This window comes from Sphingomonas jejuensis (genome assembly GCF_011927695.1).
Lineage (GTDB): Bacteria > Pseudomonadota > Alphaproteobacteria > Sphingomonadales > Sphingomonadaceae > Sphingomonas_K > Sphingomonas_K jejuensis.
Genome location: NZ_JAATJE010000001.1, coordinates 482,472 through 500,199, shown reverse-complemented (window position 1 = coordinate 500,199; position 17,728 = coordinate 482,472). Strand labels below are relative to the sequence as shown.

Below are 17,728 nucleotides of genomic sequence, written 5' to 3'. Positions count from 1 at the left end.
GGTCAGCCGACCATCCTGAGCGACGCCGGTGCAGCCTGCATCGGCGTCACCATCACCACCGCGCCGGTGATCGCATGCGCCGGCGACCGCGTGGGCGACACGGCAAGCATTGCGCTCCGCCCGTGCGCCGGTCCGGAGAGCCGGACGGAAAGCCGCAGCGTCTCGCCGGCGGACAGTACGCGTTCCGCCATATCGGCCACCGCGTCGCGATCGTCGCTGCCGACCAGGTCCGCAAGCGTCCGGGATGCGCCCGGATCGCCGCACAGCGCAGCAAAGCCCGCACCGGCCTCGACCAGGCAGCCCCGCAGGTTGATCCGTGCGGTGGCCGCCCCTGCGTCGTCGATGAGCGCCACCAGGGCGTCACGCTCAGCCGCCGCCCGGATCGCGGCGGGATCGAGCACATCGAACAGCAGCGCCACGCCGCGGTCGGTTGGAAAGGCATGGAGGTCGAGCGTCCGGTCTCCGGTCGCGTCGGCAATCTCCGCACGGCGCGCCTCGTGCGTCACGCTGACGCGCATCAGCATGCGCTCCACTGCAGCGGCGCTGTTGCGCCCGAACAGCTCGGCGACAGACAGGCCCTGCATCGCCGCCACGGCGCTGCTCCAATGGTCGCAGGCGGCCCGGTTGGCGCTGATCAGCCGCAAGCGCTCGTCAAACATGACGAAACCCTGCGCCATCCGCTCCACCGCCATCGCGGCGGGCCCGACCACCTCTCCGCTCGCGTCGCAGCGCCGCTCGTAATTCTCGATGGACAGAAGCACGGTTTTCGGTCGGCCGTGATTGGTAACCAGGACCGGTCCGCGCATCGCCCGGTCCTGCCACAGCCCGAAATTGCGGCACACCTCCGCTGCGGTGGCCCGCGTGGCCCCGTCCGCGTCGCTCAACATTCTCAGCTCCGACTTTCCTTCGTGATCAGCCGCTTGGATGGCGGCGAAGCGCTGACGATTATCCTTCCGAACGCTTCGGTCCGGACCGATCGGCAGGTCGCTTGGCGTGCCGCCCGATGCCCCGTATAACGGTGGGAGCATGACCGACCTGTTCGGGCGCCCGCCCGCCACGACCGACAGCTATGATGCTTCCTCGATCGAGGTGCTCGAAGGGCTGGAGCCGGTGCGCCGCCGCCCCGGGATGTATGTCGGCGGAACCGATGCCCGCGCGCTGCACCATCTGGCAGCAGAGGTGCTCGACAACTCGATGGACGAGGCAGTCGCCGGTCATGCCAGCCGGATCGAGATGGTGCTGGATGCCGGCAACCGGCTCACCATCTCCGACAACGGCCGCGGCATCCCCGTCGATCCGCACCCCAAATATCCGGGCAAGTCGGCGCTGGAGGTGATCCTCTCAACCCTCCATTCCGGCGGGAAGTTCGAGGGGAAGGCCTATGCCACCTCCGGCGGCCTGCACGGCGTCGGCGTCAGCGTCGTCAATGCGCTGAGCGAGGACACGGTGGTGGAGGTCGCGCGCAACCGCACGCTTTATCGCCAGCGCTTCGCCAAGGGGCAGACACTTGGGCCGATCGAGGAGGTCGGCGCCGCGCCCAACCGTCGCGGCACCACCGTGGCCTTCACCCCCGATCCGGAGATTTTTGGCGAGCTTCGTTTCGAGCCTGCGCGCCTGCACCGGCTTGCCCGCTCAAAGGCGTATCTGTTCGCCGGCGTGGAGATCCGCTGGCGGTGCGATCCGTCCCTGATCGAGGCGGGCGACGCCACCCCGGCGGAGGCCGTGTTCCAGTTTCCGGGCGGCCTGTCCGATCATCTGCGGGAGCAGGTCGGCGGCCGCGAATGCGCCACCGCCGACTTCTTTGCTGGCCGGCAGTCCTTTCCCGACGATCAGGGCCGCGTCGAATGGGCGGTTGCGTGGCCGCTCTTCTCGGACGGCGGCCACAGCTACTACTGCAATACCATCCCGACGCCGGATGGCGGCACGCATGAAACGGGGCTGCGCGCCGCGCTGACCAAGGGGCTGCGTGGCTTTGGCGAGCTGATCGGCCAGGGTCGGCGCGTGAAGGAGCTGGCGGCCGAGGACGTGGTGGTCTCGTCGGAGCTGATGCTGTCCGTCTTCATCCGCGATCCGCAGTTTCAGAGCCAGACAAAGGATCGGTTGACCAGCCCCGAAGCCGCCCGACTGGTGGAAGGGGCGATCCGCGACCAGTTCGACCATTTCCTCTCGGACAACATGGACCGCGGGCGCGCGCTGCTCGCCTTCGTGCTCGACCGGATGGACGACCGGCTCCGCCGCAAGGCCGAGCGCGAGGTGAAGCGCAAGACCGCCACCAGCGCCAGGAAGCTGCGCCTGCCCGGCAAGCTGACCGATTGCGCGTCCGAAGGGCCGCAGGGGACCGAGCTGTTCATCGTCGAAGGCGACAGCGCGGGCGGCTCTGCCAAGCAGGCGCGCGACAGGAAGACGCAGGCCGTGCTGCCGATCCGCGGCAAGATCCTGAACGTGGCGTCCGCCGCCACCGCCAAGATCGGTGCAAACAACGAGATCGCCGACCTGATCCAGGCACTGGGCTGCGGCACGCGGGACCGTTTCCGATCCGACGACCTGCGCTATGAGCGCATCGTGATCATGACGGACGCCGATGTCGACGGCGCGCATATCGCCACGCTGCTGATGACCTTCTTCTTCCAGGAAATGCCCGACCTCGTCCGGCAGGGGCACCTCTACCTTGCGCAGCCGCCACTCTACCGGCTCGTGGCCGGCGCCAAGAGCGCCTATGCTCGCGACGATGCGCACCGCGCGGAGCTGGAGCGGACCGAGTTCAAGGGCAAGAAGGTGGAGGTCGCCCGCTTCAAGGGGCTGGGCGAGATGAACCCGGGGCAGCTGCGCGAGACCACGATGGACCCGAAGTCGCGTTCCATGCTGCGCATCACGCTGCCGCAGGAATATGAGGAGCGGGCCGGCGTTCGCGATCTCGTCGACCGGCTGATGGGCAAGAGCCCGGAGCATCGCTTCCGCTTCATCCAGGACAATGCCGCCCGGATCGAGGAAGACGCGATCGACGCCTGAACGGAAACGGGGCGGCATCGCTGCCACCCCGTCCCGATGTTACAGGATCGTCCCGATCAGGCGGTCACGGCCGACGAACGGCGACGACGCAGCGCCGACCCGACCAGCCCGAAGCCGCCGATCATCATCGCCCAGGTGGCCGGCTCCGGCACGGCCGCCGGCGCTGCGGACAGGCCGAACAGCGAACGATCGGTCTGTCCCAGGAAGCTGAACGCGCCCGTCTGCAGGTTCACCTGGTACAGCCCGCGGCCGTCCTGCGCATAGCCGACGCCGAGCGAGTCGATGTCGAAGCTGTCGCGCGGGCCGAAGTTGACGCCAGTCGCGCCGACCGTGGTCAGCACGCCCGTGTTGTTTGCGAGCCGCGCCAGCACGTCATTCGTGCCTGAGCTGTCGATGGCGTACAGCTGGCTGTCTGCGGTGTTCCCGGTCTGCGCGGCAGGCGTGTAGGCCAGCGCGGTCACGTTCGGCGTCGTACCCGCATTCGGATCGCCAGCGCCGTAGGCGACGGGCGTCGCCACCAGCTGGATCGAGCCATCATTGGGATTGATGACGTAGTTGGCGCCCGTGTTGCTGACGATGCGAATGCGGTCGATCGTCGGGTTGAAATCGAACCCGAAGTTCGTGCCCGTCAGCGCGAGCGGTCCGCCGATCGCCGTGGCAGCGGCGGTGGCGGTGTTGATGGTGTAGAGCCTCAGGTCGCTGCCGAGGCCATAGAGCTGACCGTTGGCCGAACGGAAGTCGAGCGCGAGCAGCGTCGCCTCCGTGCCCGTGATCAACCGCGACGACACGGTGGTGCCCGGCGCGGCGCTGTTGATGGTGACCAGGTTGTTCTGCTCGTCGACGCCGAACAGCGTGGCGGCGCTGGCCGGCACCGCGACGGCCGACAGGGCGATAGCGGTAACAATCGTCATCTTACGCATGGTGCAACCCCTTGTTGATGATACCCAACGAGAAGGGAACGTTAATCAAGATTAACGCGTTCCGCTCTCCCCGCTTGGTCGAAGCCGCTTTTCCATCCGGGGGTATATTCCCCATCTAAATGGGGGGTCGGATCAAATGAACTTGTGGCCCGCCTCGCTCCGCGTGCGGATCAGGCTGGTCATCAGCAGCCGGATCAGGTCGCCCTGCCGGGCGGTGCCGGTCTTGGCGAAGATCTGCTTCAGGTAGGTGCGCAGTGTCGGCACCTTCACGCGCATCCGCTCGGCCGCTTCGGTGACGGAGTTGCCTTCGGCCAGGAGCGCCGCCACCCGGATCTCCGAGGGCGACAAGCTGTAGACCTGGCAGATCGGCTTCAGCAGTTCGCCTACGTCGATGTCGGGCGTGAACACATACACGATCGCCACCGGATCGGACGGATTGGCGGGCGCCCGCTCCACCGGCAGCACGGCCGCGATCAGCGCGCGGCGCTCGCCCTTGCGCCGCAGGGACACGACCGGCGAGCGCGCATCGGAGGGTGCCTCGCTACGCGCGCGATTGCTGGCGATGACATGCTCGATTGCGACGCGCAGCTTCACCGCGTCGGCGGGGTCGGTCGCAGCGAATCCGCGCCCCACGCGGCGCACGCCGTCCACGTCGTCCAGCAGCCCGCGCCCGGCATCGTTCAGGAAAATGATGTGACCCGCGCCGTCCAGCAGCATGATGGCGATGTCTGTGCTGTTGAGCGCCGATGCCAAGCCGTCCAGCCGCCGGCGCTGCGCGCGATTGAGCAGCCACAGCTTGAAGTAGCCCGCCAGCACCGGTTGCAGGCGCTGCGCCATCATTTCGCTGGGCAGCAGTACCGCCGGATCGCCGCCGTCGTGCACGGTGGTCATCACCAGTCGCTGGTGCGCGTCCGACGCGATCGGCAGGGACAGGATGCGCCATCCGTCGCTTCCCACCGTCAGGTCCTGCCAGCTGGAGCTCGCCTGCTCGCTGCGCCAGTCGTGGAGACTCGACTGTTCGGCAATCGCCGCCAGACCGGATGCAAGCGCGTCGTCGGTCGCCGGCCGCCCATAGGCATAGACGGGCTCCGGCGTCCGCCCGTCGTCATAGTGGATCGTCAGCGCCCCGCCGCGCGCACCCGTCCGTTCGACATATTTGGACAGGATCCAGCCGAGATCATCGTCGAAGGATTCGGGCAGGTCGGCCGCTCCGACCTGGAACAGCGGGTGCGGCGGTGCAGGAGGAGCGTCAACCGCCATGATGTGCCCCGCCGCCCCCTCTTGTGCCCTTGCCCTTGTCGGGCTGCTTTCGACCTAACTTGCGGTGCTTATCGCTTGTTCCGCTTTCTGCGTCCATGCATCAACCAGGCTTCGGACCTTCTTCTGTCGCCACTGCGGCAAGGGTGCCACCAGCCAGTAGCGCAGCTCCCCACCCGCCTCGCGGTCGAGCTCCACCACCCGGCCAGCAGCGACATCGGCGGCCGCAAGCAGGCTCGGCACCCGCGCGCGGCCGAGACCGGCGGCGGCCGCATCGATGGCAAGTCCCGCGTCCGCGACCACCAACGCGGCGCCGTCCACCTCCCCGCCAGCCCAGCCGATCAGCCCGGCATCGGCCGCGCCGTCCGGCGCCGCCACGATCGAGACCGACCCGTCGCAGACGGGTGCACCCTCATGCTCACCCGGTCCCGTCGTCCACAACATCGCGAGGTCGAGATTGGCTTCGGTGAAGTCCACCGCGCCGTCCGTCGCCATCAGGCGGAAGCTCGTGTCGGGCGCCTGTCGGCGATAATCGGCGATGCGCGCGCTCAGCCATTTGGCCGTCAGGTCGCGCGGCGCCGCCACCGTCAGCGTGGTGGAGGATTGGCCGGCCCGCATCGCGCGCACCGACTCCTCGAACTGCAAGAAACCCTCGCGCAGCGCCGGCAGGCCATTTTCCGCTTCCGGCGTCAGCTCCAGCCCGCGGGTCGTCCGCCGGAACAGCACGGTGCCCAGCGTATCCTCCAGCGCACGGATCTGCTGGCCCACCGCGGCCGGCGTCACCGCCAGCTCATCGGCCGCGCGGGTGAAGGACAGGTGGCGGGCCGCAGCGTCCAGCACGCGCAAGCCGTTCAGGGGCAGGTGCGTCCGCTTCACGGCGTCACCGCCGGCGCGACCAGCCCGAACCGGGGGATCGCCGCGTCGAAGCTGGTGCCGTCGGCAAGCAGCATGCGGAAGCTTCCGAACATCTGTCCGCTGGGGGTGCCCAGCGGACAGCCGGACACATAATCGAAGCTTTCACCGCACGCGATCACCGGCTGCTCCCCCACCACGCCGTCGCCCTCCACCTCGTGCCGGGCGCCGCGCCCGTCGGTGATGATCCAGTGGCGGCTGATCAGCTGCACCGGCTGCGTGCCGCCATTCTCGATCCGGATATGGTAGGCCCAGAACCACTTCCCGCGCGACGGCTGCGACTGTTCCGCCAGATAGCTGACCGACACGCGGACGGTTACGCCAGCGGTGGTCTTGGCATGGGGGAACAGCGCCTTCACAGACCAGCCGCCTTCAATGCGCGGTCGAGATCCTCGATCAGGTCGTCCGGATCCTCCAGCCCGATGTTCAGGCGCAGCATGCCTTCGGTCACGCCCATCCTGATCCGCTCTGGCTCGGCCACGCCGCTGTGCGTGGTCGAGGCATTGTGCGTCATCAAGGATCGCGAGTCTCCGATGTTGTTCGAGATGTCGATCAACTCCAGCGCGTCGAGCAGCGCGAAGGCCTGCGCGCGGCCACCGTCCAGCACCAGCGTCATGATGGTGCCGCCCGCCGCCATCTGCCGCATGGCCAGCGCATGCTGCGGGTGGCTCTTGAGCGCCGGATACAGCAGCCGCGGCACTCTCGCCTCGATGGCGCGCGCGACGGCAAGCGCCGTCTCGCTCTGCCGCCGGATGCGCAGGTCGAGCGTCTCCAGCCCTTTCAGCACGACCCAGGCGCTGAACGGGCTGATGGTCGGCCCGGTATTCCGCACGAACGGCAGCAGCACGTCGTCGATGAAGGCACGGGTCCCGCACACCGCACCCGCCAGCACGCGGCCCTGCCCGTCCATCATCTTGGTCGCCGAATAGGCGACGACATCGGCGCCATGCTCCATCGGTCGCTGGAGCGCCGATGTGGCGAAGGCGTTGTCGACGACGGTGACGATGCCGTGCGCCCGCGCGAGGGCGCAGATCGCAGTCAGGTCGGCCACCTCCAGCGTCGGGTTGGCCGGCGTCTCAAAGAAGAAAACCTTGGTCTTCGGCCGGATCGCCGCAGCCCAAGCGTCGGTGTCGGACGCGTCGACGATCGTCACGTCGATTCCGAAGCGAGGCATCAGATGGTCGGTCAGCCAGCGACACGACCCAAACATCGTGCGCGCCGCAACCATGTGGTCGCCCGCCGACAGCTGGCAGAGCAGCGCCGCCGTCATCGCCGCCATGCCCGATGCGGTGGCGCGCGCCGCCTCCGCCCCCTCCATGAGGGCGATGCGCTGTTCCAGCATCTCCACCGTCGGGTTCTGGAGGCGCGAATAGGTCATGCCCGCCTGCTCGCCGGCGAAGCGCGCCGCCGCATCCGCAGCGCAGTCGTAGGAGTAGCCGGAGGTCAGCATCAGCGCCTCGGACGTCTCGCCCCAATCGCTGCGCGCGGTGCCGCCGCGCACGGCCTGCGTCGCGGCACGCCAGCGTGTGGTGATCGACCGGTCCTGCCCCGTGCCTCGCTTCATGGCCCTGCTTTGAAAGGCGCGGGCGGGTGCGTCAATGCACCCCGGCCGCGCGTGCCAATCGATCGTCCAGCCGGTCGCGCGCGGCGAGCACCGCGCCCCTGCGCGCTTCCCCGAGCTCCCGGTCCAGGAAGTGGCGGGTCAGCCGCAATCCGCCGATCGCCTCGTCCAGCGTCCCGGCGCTTCCGCTCAGCAGGAAGGCGGGCAGCGGCAGCAATCGAGCCTCGTGCCCGGCAGCCGCCGACCGCGACACCGCACGCGCGCTTTTCGGGCTGACGAAGGCCAGGTCGTCGGCCCGCTCCGTCACCACGCAGCGGGTCAGGTCCAGCCCGACCCCCAGCGCGGTCAGCAACAGAAGCTCGAACCGCACCAGCGCCGCCGCCCATCCGCGCGCAGACGGTGCCGCTTCCACGGCACCCAGCAAGCCCGACAGCGCATCGAACATGGCCGGATCGCTCTGCCCTTCCGGCAGCACGGCGGCGGCGAGCGCCGTCGACCACTCGATCGCGGCGGCCGGCAGGGGCTCCGACAGCAGCGGCGCGCGGCTGTGCACCAGCTCGGCCGTCATGGCAGGCAGCTGCGTATCGACACGCGCCCGATACTCCGCGCGGACGATATTTCCTGGCACCAGGATCGGGCGGAGCCGCCGGGATTGCCCGCCCCGCACATAGCCCGCCAGCATGCCGTCCGCCGGCGTCATCGCCCGCACGATCGCGCCGTGCTCGCCATGTCCGCGAGCGCCGAGCACGATGGCATCCGTCAGGACGTGCATCGGCCTGCCGGCACCCGGCGCGGCTCAGCCGCCGGCATGGAAATGATCATGGACGATCTGCGCCACCGCACGCGACACGCCGGGTGTCTTTGCGAGATCCTCCAGCGATGCCGCCCGCACCGCGCGTGCCGTGCCGAAACGCATCAGCAGCGCCTTCTTGCGCGCAGGACCGATGCCCGGCACCTCGTCCAGCGGGCTGACGCCCAGCGCCTTGGAACGCTTGCCGCGGTGGGCGCCGATCACGAAGCGGTGCGCCTCGTCGCGCAGGCGCTGCAGATAGAACAGCACGGGCGAATTGACGGGCAGCGTCAGCTCGCGCCCGTCCAGCATGTGGAAGACCTCCCGCCCCTCGCGGCCATGGTCCGGCCCCTTGGCGACGCCGATCAGCACCACGTCCTCGACGCCCAGCTCCTCCAGCGCCTCGCGGGCGACCTTCAGCTGTCCCTTGCCGCCGTCGATCAGCACCAAGTCCGGCCAGTCGCCGCCGTCGCGATCCGGATCCTCGTCGCGCGCGCGGGCGAAGCGGCGGCCGATCACCTCGCGCATCATCGCATAATCGTCGCCGCCGACCGTGTCCTTGTTCTTGATGTTGAACTTGCGGTAGCTGTTCTTGCGGAAGCCTTCCGGCCCCGCGACGATCATCGCGCCCAGCGCGGCCGTCCCCTGGATATGGCTGTTATCATAGACTTCGATCCGGTTGGGCGGGCCTTCCAGCTCAAACAGCTCGGCCAGCTCGCGCAGGATCTTCCCCTGCGTGGTCGATTCCGCCAGATGCCGGTCGAGCGCTTCCGAGGCGTTGCGCTTCGCCTGCTCCATCAGCCGGCGGCGATCGCCGCGCTGCGGTTCCGAGATCACGACCTTGGCTCCCGCGCGCTCGCCCAGGGCTTCGGCGATCAGCTCGGGCTCGGCCGGCATGCGGTCGACCAGGATGGTGCGCGGCGGGGGCACCTCCTCGTAGAATTGCGCCATGAAGCTTGCCAGCACCTCCGCTTCCGGCACGCCGTCGGTGTGCGTGGGAAAGAAGCTCCTGTGCCCCCAGTTCTGGCCGCCGCGAATGAAGAAGGCCTGGATGCACATCACGCCGGCATTGCATGCCAGCGCGAACACGTCCGCATCGCCGACGCCGTCCGCATTGATCGCCTGCGCGCCCTGGATGAAGGTCAGCGCCTTCAGCCGGTCCCGCAGGATCGCCGCCAGCTCGAAATCCAGATCGGCCGCGGCCTTCTCCATCGCCTCGCCCAGCTTCTTCTGCACGGCCGACGACTTGCCCGCGAGAAACGCCTTCGAATCCGCGACCAGCTCGGCATAGGCGGCCTCGTCGATCCGCCCGACGCACGGCGCGGAGCAGCGGCGGATCTGGTGCAGCAGGCAGGGCCGGGACCGATTGGCGAAGAAGCTGTCGGTGCAGCTTCTGAGCAGAAAGAGCTTCTGCAGCGCATTGAGCGTCCGCGTTACCGATCCGGCACTGGCAAACGGCCCGAAATAGTCGCCCTTCGCGCGCCTCGCGCCCCGATGCTTCTGGATGCGCGGAAAGGCATGGTCCTGCCGCAGCAGGATGAAGGGGAAGCTTTTGTCGTCGCGCAGCAGGACGTTGTATGGCGGGCGGTACCGCTTGATGAGCTGCGCCTCCAGCAGCAGCGCCTCCGCCTCGCTGTTGGTGGTGACGATCGTCATGCCGCGGGTCTGCGCGACCATGCGGCTCAGCCGCTTGGGCAGCCGCGCCACCTGTGTGTAGTTGATCACCCGCTGCTTCAGCGCGCGCGCCTTGCCGACATACAGCACCTCGCCGCGGCCATCGAGCATCCGGTACACACCCGGCCGCGCCGGCAGCGTCTTCAGCACGTTGCGGATCGCGGCGACGCCGGCGTCGATGTCGGGCTTGTCGCTGCCGCGCACCGTGTAGGTCGCGCGTTCCTCGTTGAAGCGATCGGTCGTTTCTGTGTTCACCGGCTGAATCTAGGTAGCCCGGGGCCGTGAAGCCACCCCTTCACAGCCGCCAGGTGATGCCGCTCAGAAGCTCAATGTCTGGCGTGTCGGCGTTCAGCCCGACATAGGCCGCGACATCCAGCTGCACCCCGTCGCTGAGCCGCCATGTCGCATAGGCGTCGGCAGTCGCCTCGGTCGCCCCGCCCGCCTCCTCGTTTCTGATCGCGTAGAGCTCGGTGCCGACGGCGACCCGCTCGCCGAGTGCCGCCTCGATCCCGGCCACCCCGCCCCAGGCGAAATGCCGCCCGTCGCCGTCCTCGTCCGCGGCGGCCGCGACCGTCGGCGTCAGTCCCAGCGTGAGGATTTTTCCCAGCGGGATCTGCACCGGCGCGACGACCTCAACCGACCAGTCGCCCTGCCCCAGCCGGTCTCCGCCGGTCGGCAGCGTGGCGCCAAGCTGCAGGCCGAAGGACACACCGTCGTCGCCACCATCGACGATGCGCCGGCGCAAGCCGACGGTCAGATCGCCAACGCCCTCATGCTGTTCGATCCGACCGCCCATGACGTCGCGGACACGAACCAAGGGCGAAAGGCCGACCCGGAGATCGAACTCGTCGCCCAATCCGAAGCGGAGGACGGTGTCGGCGATCAGCGTCTCGTCCGTGCGATCAGCTCCGTCGCGGGTCCGCGCCCAATCGACAGCGCCGATCTCGAGCTGCACCGCGCCGCCCTCGATCACGCACGGCGTGACGACGCGGTCGGGGCGATCCGAGCAGAAGGGGGAGAGCGCCTGCGCCGAACCGGTACTCGGCATCACGATGGCGGCCGCGGCCAGCACCGGCCGCCAAGCCGCCCACCGCATCAGTTCAATCGGCCAAGGCCCGAGATCGTGCGATCGATCAGCGGCCGGTCGGCTCCGGCATCCAGCCGGTCGGCCAGCAGCCGCGCCGCCGCGGCGGATGCCGCATCGGCCGCACTGCGCCGGACATCGGCAAGCGCGCTCCGCTCGGCCGCCGCGATCTTGGCTTCCGCCATGGCCGTACGCCGCTCGATCAACTGAGCGGCGTCAGCCTGCGCCTTGGCCAGGATCGCATCGGCCTCGCGCCGCGCACCGTCGCGCACCGCCTCGGCGTCGGCGGCGGCGGTTGCCGCGCGCCCCTCATATTCTGCCTTCAGCGCTTCCGCCTCGGCCCGCAGCCGCGATGCATCGTCAAGCTGCGCGCGGATGGTCGCGATGCGTCCGTCCAGCGCCTTGCCGATGGCCTTGCCGATCCCGCGCCACACCAGCAGCGCAATCAGCAGCAGCATGGCGAGGGCAACCCAGCCCTCCGCCTCCAGCCCGAGCGCGGCGGGCGCGGCGACATGCTCGCCACCCGCACCGCTGATCGAACCGGTGATACCTTCATGACCCATGTCGGTCGGCGCCAGCGGCTCCGACGAGAAGGGGTCGGCCAGGTTGGCCGCGACCGTTGCCGATCCGTTGCTGGGATTAGCCATGCGCCACCTCCCGCACGGCCGCCCGTGCCGCCGCCTCGTCGATGTCGATGCCCGCCAGACGCCGGACGATGTCCTGCGCCGCTTCGGCCGCGACCGTGTCGATGTTGGCGAGCGACTCCGTCCGTGCTGCGGCGATCCGCGCTTCCGCCGCAGCAACGCGCGCCTCGGCCTCGGCATCTGCCGCCTTCACGCGGCCTTCCGCATCCCGCGCGGCGGCCGCCTTGGCCTCCGCTGTCTGATGCGCGGCCGCGTCGCGGGCCTCGTCCATCCGCTTGCGCCATGCCGCCTCGGTCTCGTCGGCAGCTGCGCGTGCCCGCTCCGCCGCGACAAGGTCGTCGGCGATGCGGCGGTCACGCGCGTCCACCACCTGCTCCACCTTCGGCAGCATGCCGCGGCCGATGGTGAAGTAGACGAGCCCGAAGGTGATCAGCAGCCAGAAGATCTGCGAGGCATAGGTGCTCGCGATCTGGTCGATCTGAGGCATGGCGTTTGGTCCGGTCCCCGTTCGCTTAGGCGACGAAGATCAGCAGAACCGCGATCACGAAGGCCAGCAGGCCCAGGAGCTCGGCGGCGGCGAAGCCGATGAACAGGCGGCCCTGCTGGCCGTCCGAAGCGGCCGGGTTGCGCAGCGCGCCTTCGAGGAACTTGGCGAAGACATTGCCCACGCCCAGCGCGGCCAGACCGGCACCGATGGCGGCCAGACCGGCACCGAGCAGCTTTGCGGCTTCTGCGTCCATGAAATAACTCCTTCGTGTAAGCTGTTGTTTTAGTGAAGATTGACCGCGTCGTTCAGGTAGAGCGACGTCAGCAGGGCGAAGACATAAGCCTGGATGGCGCAGACCAGCAGCTCCAGCGCCGAGATGGCGACCATCAGCAGCATGGACGGCAGGCTGACGACCACGGGCGTCCACCATGCGGCGTTGGCACCGGACACGACGAAGCCGGCCAGCACCTTCAGAAGAATATGCCCCGCCATCATGGCGACGAAGAGACGCAGTCCCAGGCTGAACGGGCGCACCAGGAACGACACCAGCTCCACAAAGAAGATCAGCGGGATCATCGGGAGCGGCGTGCCGTGCGGCACGAACAGCGAGAAGAAGTGGAAGCCGTGCCGTGCAAAGCCGATGATCAGCACCATGGAGAAGCTGATGATGGCGAGCACGCCCGTAACGGTCAGGTGGCTGGTGACGGTGAAGGCATGGAGCCCGGGGATGATGCCGATGGGCAACAGGCCCAGCAGATTGGCCACCAGGATGAACATGAACAGCGAGAAGACATAAGGGACGAACCGGCGGCCTTCGGGGCCGATGTTGGCGGTCAGCATGCCGGCGATGAAGCCATGGACGCTTTCGACCGCGGCCTGCCAGCGGCCGGGCACCAGCTCGCGCTTCATGCCGCCTAGCATGAACACCCAGAGCACGCCCAGCGTCAGCACCATCCACAGCGCGGAATTGGTGAAGCTCAGGTCCAAGCCCCCCACCTCGATCCGCCCGAACAGCGGTTCAATGGTGAACTGGTGCATCGGGTCGATCTTGCCGCTTTCAGCCCCGGTGGCCAATTTTCAACCCATCCCTATGCGCAGCGGCGCCCGGTGTTATTCCGGACGCTCGCTGGAGATCCTCACGATGTTCCTCAACGCCGCAGCGACGCCCAGCGTCATCAGCAGCAGGAGGAGCCAGGGGGTGGTCCGCAGCCAGCTGTCGAGCAGCCAACCGATGAGCGCACCGCCACCAAGACCTCCGATCAGCTCAGCCAAGACGCGATTGCCCTGGGAATAACCCTTCCCTGGGCCGCGCTTCGACCGTCCCGTGCGGATCGATTCGTCGGCGCGGACCTTGGCCAGCCGCTCGTCGAGCTGCGTGAGCCGCGGGTCCGCCCCGCCATGGTCCTGGCCGTTTCCGCCTTCCATCCCGCCTCCCTGCCAGCCACCGCGCGATGCGGGGGCGCGGCTTGGATTTGCGCGACGGCGGACGGTCCCGCCAGAGCGCGGCCCGTTTAGGAAGGGGGTGTCGCCAAGTCAACCGCAGCGGCAGGCGCGCTCGACAGCCGCATCGACCCTGTCAGGGTACAGGCCGCCGGCCGGGAACGCAGTCGGCCGCCGATCCCGAACAGGTCAGAGCGCGGGGCAGTTGGCGGCGGTGGGCGGCGGATCGCCCTCGCCCCGCACGCGCCAGGTGCCGTCGTCGGACTGGTAGGCGTGGCCGGGCTGAACCCGCGTCGCAAGCGTGCGACAACCGATCGCCGCCGCCATCTGCTCGACGCTGACCGGACGACCAGCCACGCGCTCCGTGTAGACGGCGCGTCGGCGAATGTTGATCGAATCGACCTCCGCCCGCACCGCGCCCGACACCTGGCCGCGAATGCCGAGATAGCCGTCCGCCTTCTCGCCCACCGTTCCGGCGGCGATGGCGGCGCGAACGGCCCCGCTCTCCTGCGCGGCGGCCGGCATGGCGACAAGCGCGAGCCCGGCCGCGGCACCGGCGGCCAGCACGATGGTGGACAGACGTGTCATTGCGGGAACAGCTCCGGATTTTCCTCGATGATCGCCTCGGCATCACGTTCAAGCCTCAGCAGAACCTCCTGCCGGACATTGACGTTCAGATTGATCTCGATCGGCCGTTCCGGCGCCTGCACCTGGACGCACGCGCCCAGCATCAGCACCAGCCCGGCCATGGTCGCGGTGCGCACGGTGGTCATGCCGCCCCGGCTCGCACCCTGATCAACGCCCGTCAACATCCGCATGCTCCTATGACGCTGTCCGGCTGACCGGTGGCTGAACGCCGCTGGGCGCCGGGAGCGCGGGATCGGGCGCGTTGATCGCGTCCGGCAACCGCTCGCGCAGCAGCTCCTCCGGATCGCCGAACCCGCGCAGCGACGCCAGCAGCCCGCGGAAGGGCGCCTCCACCCGGATGTTGAACAGGAACGGCAGGTTGGTGAACTGGCTGAGGATCATGCTCGCCCGCGTCCGCGGTGTCGCGCGATTGACGCCGCCGAAGCGGACCTGCGTCACCATCTCGCCGTCGATCGCCCCGTCCAGCGCGATGGTCAGCTGATTGTAGCGGATGGACCGCAGCGCATCGAACGCCAGTTTTCCCCAGGTGCCGAGATCGGCGTTCGACAGCTCGCCATTATAGGCGAGGGTGCCGCCCCCCTCACGCGACATCAGCGTGCCGCCCTCGATCCGCCCGCCCTCCCGGTTGAACAGGATCGGCAGCCGCCCGTCGAACGTCCCCGTGGCCGCGAGATCCTCGAATTCGAACCTCCCGATGGATTTTGCGGCATCGAGTGCGTTCACGTCGAACACCATGCGCCGCTCCGCCTGCTCGGCGAAATCGAGGAGCGTCGGCTCGAGCGTCAGCGTGCCGCCGGCCAGCGGCCAGCTGCCGCCGGCCACCTCCACCCGCCGCTCGGGCAGCAGGCGGTATCGCACGGCACCGTTCAGGATTTCGATACCGGGATTGACGCTGCCGATGGTGGCGACCTGCCCGGGCGCCGTCTGCAGGCCCAGCAGGTCGACGAATTGCATCCGGGTCGTCAGCCCGCTGACCGGGCCGAACGCAGCGGCCAGCGCCGCATTCTGGGTCCCGAACTCGCCGGTTGAGGTGACGCCGCCCGGGCCCCAGGCGATCCGCCCGCTGCCGTCGACCAGCGCGTCCACCTCCGCGACCACGCCAAGCGTCAGCCGCGTCAGCTGCTCGGGCTGGAACCCGTCCGGCGTGAAGCGGATGCCCGGCACAGTCAGCGCAGCGGCACCCGTCCCGGCCTTCAGGTCGTGGCGGATGGCAACGTCGACGATCTGTGCATCGTTGGCCGGCAGTCGCAGCGTCGCGTCCGCCACGATCCCGTCGCCGCCCAGGCGGAACCGCATGTCACGCGCCACCAGCCGCTCGAATCGGCCCGGCTCCACGGCGTCGGTCAGCCCGATGTCACCCGCCAGCGTCAGCGCCCCGCCGGCGAAGCGCCAGTCGCCGGCCGCGTCGCCGATGACAAGCGGGATCCCGCCGATGGTCGCGCCGCCGCCGGCGAACTTCCCGGACGGGCCGCCCCCGCCGAACCGCCCATCCACTTCGGCGATCCGGACGTCCGTGCGGCGCGCCGCGTTTCCAACCGCCAGCACGAGGTCGCTGAGCGTGAAGGCGCCCGCTCGCGGCTGCAGCCTGGCCGATCCCGCCTGCACGTCCAGCGGCGTGCTGCCGATCGTGCCGGTGATCGCGGGGCTGGCGATGCTGAGCGGAGCCAGCCCGCCACCATCCACCACCCGGCGCCCCGCAGCCGGGCAAAGATCAAAGCCGCCCGGCGCCAACCGCGCCGCGCCGATGGACACAAGGCGGTAGCGGACCGGCACGCAGCCCGGATCCACCATCAGCGCGCCTGCACGCGTCAGCTGTGCGGCGACCGGCAGGTCCAGTCCCTCGACCCGACCGCCTGCCAACGGTCCATCAAGCGTGGCCCGCGTCGTGATGCGGGTCGCACCACCACCGCCGGTGGTGAAGCGCACGGGCGCCAGCGCGATCCGTGCGTTGTCGGCGGCATATGGCTGGACGCGCACCAGCCCGGTGATCGCGGCCGTGGCGCGAGGCTGGCGGAGCACCGCGCTTACGGCGGGCAGGCCGCCGCCGGACAGGGTCAGCTGCCCGTCCAGCCGGCGCTGTCCACCAGGCCAGCCGAGCGCCACCGCCGCGCCGTCCGCGATCGCCAGCTGCGCACCGCTGGCGCTGGTCGCATCCAGCTGGGACAGGCTCAACATGCCCTGGCCGCTTGCTTCCTGCCGGGCCACGAACCGCGCGCGCAGGGCGAAGTCTCGGGCGGCGCTGGCCGAGGCATCACCGATCCGCGCGAGCAACGGCGACACCGGCGTTCCCGCCGTGCGCTCGTCGAGCCGCAGCAAGGGCGTCATCAGGCTGCGGTCGACCGCCGCTCCATTCACCGCCAGCTCGCCATCCAGACTGGTCACGCGGCCGATCGACCAGTCGCCCGCCAGCGTCGCCTGCGCCGCACGCGCGCCGGCGAGCCGCGCCTGCCGGCCAGCCAGCTCGATGCGCCCGTCGGTTCCGGATGACGATCCCGCAAAACTCGTCTGCCCGACAACGGCGTTCAGGACGCCGCCGGATGAGGAGAGCTGCGCCACGTCGAAGTCGGCGACACCCTGCCAACGGTCCAGCGCTTCGCCCAGTGCGGCGTCCAGCTGCACGGTCGCGCTGGCGATGGCCGCATCGCCGCACGCGGCCGACCGCACGCGCACTGGCCCATCGATCAGCGGCTGCCGGTCAACCGTCTCCAGCCCCACCGCCGCAACCACGCCCTCGGCCGTGCAGCCACCCAGCGCCAGCCGCGGCGCCCGCGCCACCAGCCGCCCGGCAAAACCGTCGGCGAGATTGCCGCGACCGTCGATCCTGGCGGAAATCCTGCCCGCCTCTGTCAGGAGATCGAGCCGCGCTTCCTCAAGCGCGACGTCGAAATCGGGCAGCCGGATCGGGGCGCCCGGCGTCGGCGGCGGCAACAGCCTGTCGACCGCGCCCAGCCTGATGCGTCCGTCCACGAAACGTCCGCGCAGCCGCACCCCGCCCGCGCTCGCACCCGTGACCACCGGTCCGTTCAGCCCGACGCTGATCTGCAGCTCGGCCCAGTCGGCGGTCAGGTCGGGCGCGGCGGGATCGCCGATCACTACATCCTCGATCCGCTGGCTGGTGACGCCGATCTCCGTCACGCGGTACCGTGCTTCCACGCCGCGGCGGGCAAGCTCCCGGTCGACGAGCCCGGATGCGATCTCGATCCGCTGCGACCACAGGATCGCGGCCGCCACCAGCAGGAACGCACCCACCGCCAGGAACAGACGCCGGGCCGTCACGCGGCGCGCGGTGCGCGGCGCGGTCG

18 protein-coding genes are annotated in these 17,728 nt (G+C 69.5%); 1 reads left to right on the top strand and 17 read right to left on the bottom strand.

What is annotated here, in order from left to right:
- Window positions 1-2: 2 nt before the first annotated feature.
- Window positions 3-887 carry a type II toxin-antitoxin system prevent-host-death family antitoxin gene (locus GGR88_RS02500; RefSeq protein WP_167952654.1) on the bottom strand — a complete coding sequence of 295 codons (885 nt, stop codon included), beginning with the start codon at window positions 885-887 and terminating at the stop codon, window positions 3-5.
- A gap of 139 nt (window positions 888-1,026) precedes the next feature.
- Between GGR88_RS02500 and parE the strand changes: the two genes are divergently transcribed.
- On the top strand, window positions 1,027-3,009 hold the full coding sequence (gene parE, locus GGR88_RS02495) for a DNA topoisomerase IV subunit B (RefSeq protein WP_167952652.1): 1,983 nt from the start codon (window positions 1,027-1,029) through the stop codon (window positions 3,007-3,009).
- A gap of 56 nt (window positions 3,010-3,065) precedes the next feature.
- On the opposite strand, the gene GGR88_RS15170 is transcribed toward parE, so the two are convergent.
- The 16 genes from GGR88_RS15170 to GGR88_RS15580 form a co-directional block, all read right to left on the bottom strand.
- Window positions 3,066-3,929, bottom strand: a complete 864-nt coding sequence (locus tag GGR88_RS15170) for a DUF4394 domain-containing protein (protein WP_245196417.1) — start codon at window positions 3,927-3,929, stop codon at window positions 3,066-3,068.
- Between the two features lie 132 nt (window positions 3,930-4,061).
- A complete protein-coding gene (locus tag GGR88_RS02485; RefSeq protein ID WP_167952650.1) occupies window positions 4,062-5,189 on the bottom strand; it encodes a helix-turn-helix transcriptional regulator in 1,128 nt (375 codons plus the stop codon).
- 54 nt (window positions 5,190-5,243) lie between these two features.
- Complete coding sequence (locus tag GGR88_RS02480) at window positions 5,244-6,062, bottom strand: LysR family transcriptional regulator (RefSeq protein ID WP_167952648.1); 819 nt, start codon at window positions 6,060-6,062, stop codon at window positions 5,244-5,246.
- On the bottom strand, window positions 6,059-6,457 hold the full coding sequence (apaG, locus tag GGR88_RS02475; RefSeq protein ID WP_167952646.1) for a Co2+/Mg2+ efflux protein ApaG: 399 nt from the start codon (window positions 6,455-6,457) through the stop codon (window positions 6,059-6,061). The genes GGR88_RS02480 and apaG overlap by 4 nt, the downstream gene beginning before the upstream one ends.
- The gene (locus tag GGR88_RS02470; protein ID WP_167952644.1) at window positions 6,454-7,662 is read right to left on the bottom strand and encodes a trans-sulfuration enzyme family protein; all 1,209 of its coding nucleotides are present in this window, start codon (window positions 7,660-7,662) and stop codon (window positions 6,454-6,456) included. The genes apaG and GGR88_RS02470 overlap by 4 nt, the downstream gene beginning before the upstream one ends.
- Window positions 7,663-7,693: 31 nt before the next feature.
- A complete protein-coding gene (recO, locus tag GGR88_RS02465) occupies window positions 7,694-8,431 on the bottom strand; it encodes a DNA repair protein RecO (protein WP_167952642.1) in 738 nt (245 codons plus the stop codon).
- Window positions 8,432-8,455: 24 nt separating this feature from the next.
- Window positions 8,456-10,378 carry an excinuclease ABC subunit UvrC gene (gene uvrC / locus GGR88_RS02460; RefSeq protein WP_167952639.1) on the bottom strand — a complete coding sequence of 641 codons (1,923 nt, stop codon included), beginning with the start codon at window positions 10,376-10,378 and terminating at the stop codon, window positions 8,456-8,458.
- 40 nt (window positions 10,379-10,418) lie between these two features.
- Window positions 10,419-11,171 (bottom strand): transporter, encoded by a 753-nt coding sequence (locus tag GGR88_RS02455; RefSeq protein WP_167952634.1) that lies wholly within the window; start codon window positions 11,169-11,171, stop codon window positions 10,419-10,421.
- Between the two features lie 47 nt (window positions 11,172-11,218).
- On the bottom strand, window positions 11,219-11,854 hold the full coding sequence (locus GGR88_RS02450; protein WP_245196416.1) for a F0F1 ATP synthase subunit B: 636 nt from the start codon (window positions 11,852-11,854) through the stop codon (window positions 11,219-11,221).
- A complete protein-coding gene (locus tag GGR88_RS02445) occupies window positions 11,847-12,338 on the bottom strand; it encodes a F0F1 ATP synthase subunit B family protein (protein ID WP_167952631.1) in 492 nt (163 codons plus the stop codon). Before GGR88_RS02445 ends, GGR88_RS02450 begins: the two co-directional genes overlap by 8 nt.
- A gap of 25 nt (window positions 12,339-12,363) precedes the next feature.
- A complete protein-coding gene (locus GGR88_RS02440; protein ID WP_167952629.1) occupies window positions 12,364-12,591 on the bottom strand; it encodes a F0F1 ATP synthase subunit C in 228 nt (75 codons plus the stop codon).
- A 29-nt stretch (window positions 12,592-12,620) separates the two neighbouring features.
- The gene (locus tag GGR88_RS02435; RefSeq protein ID WP_167954302.1) at window positions 12,621-13,376 is read right to left on the bottom strand and encodes a F0F1 ATP synthase subunit A; all 756 of its coding nucleotides are present in this window, start codon (window positions 13,374-13,376) and stop codon (window positions 12,621-12,623) included.
- A 72-nt stretch (window positions 13,377-13,448) separates the two neighbouring features.
- Window positions 13,449-13,763, bottom strand: a complete 315-nt coding sequence (locus GGR88_RS02430) for an AtpZ/AtpI family protein (RefSeq protein ID WP_167952627.1) — start codon at window positions 13,761-13,763, stop codon at window positions 13,449-13,451.
- 204 nt (window positions 13,764-13,967) lie between these two features.
- Entirely contained in the window at window positions 13,968-14,366 is a 399-nt protein-coding gene (locus GGR88_RS02425) for a YdbL family probable chaperone protein (protein WP_167952626.1), read from the bottom strand.
- The gene (locus tag GGR88_RS02420; RefSeq protein WP_167954301.1) at window positions 14,363-14,551 is read right to left on the bottom strand and encodes a YnbE family lipoprotein; all 189 of its coding nucleotides are present in this window, start codon (window positions 14,549-14,551) and stop codon (window positions 14,363-14,365) included. Before GGR88_RS02420 ends, GGR88_RS02425 begins: the two co-directional genes overlap by 4 nt.
- Window positions 14,552-14,600: 49 nt before the next feature.
- The gene (locus GGR88_RS15580; protein ID WP_167952623.1) at window positions 14,601-17,702 is read right to left on the bottom strand and encodes an intermembrane phospholipid transport protein YdbH family protein; all 3,102 of its coding nucleotides are present in this window, start codon (window positions 17,700-17,702) and stop codon (window positions 14,601-14,603) included.
- Window positions 17,703-17,728 lie beyond the last annotated feature (26 nt).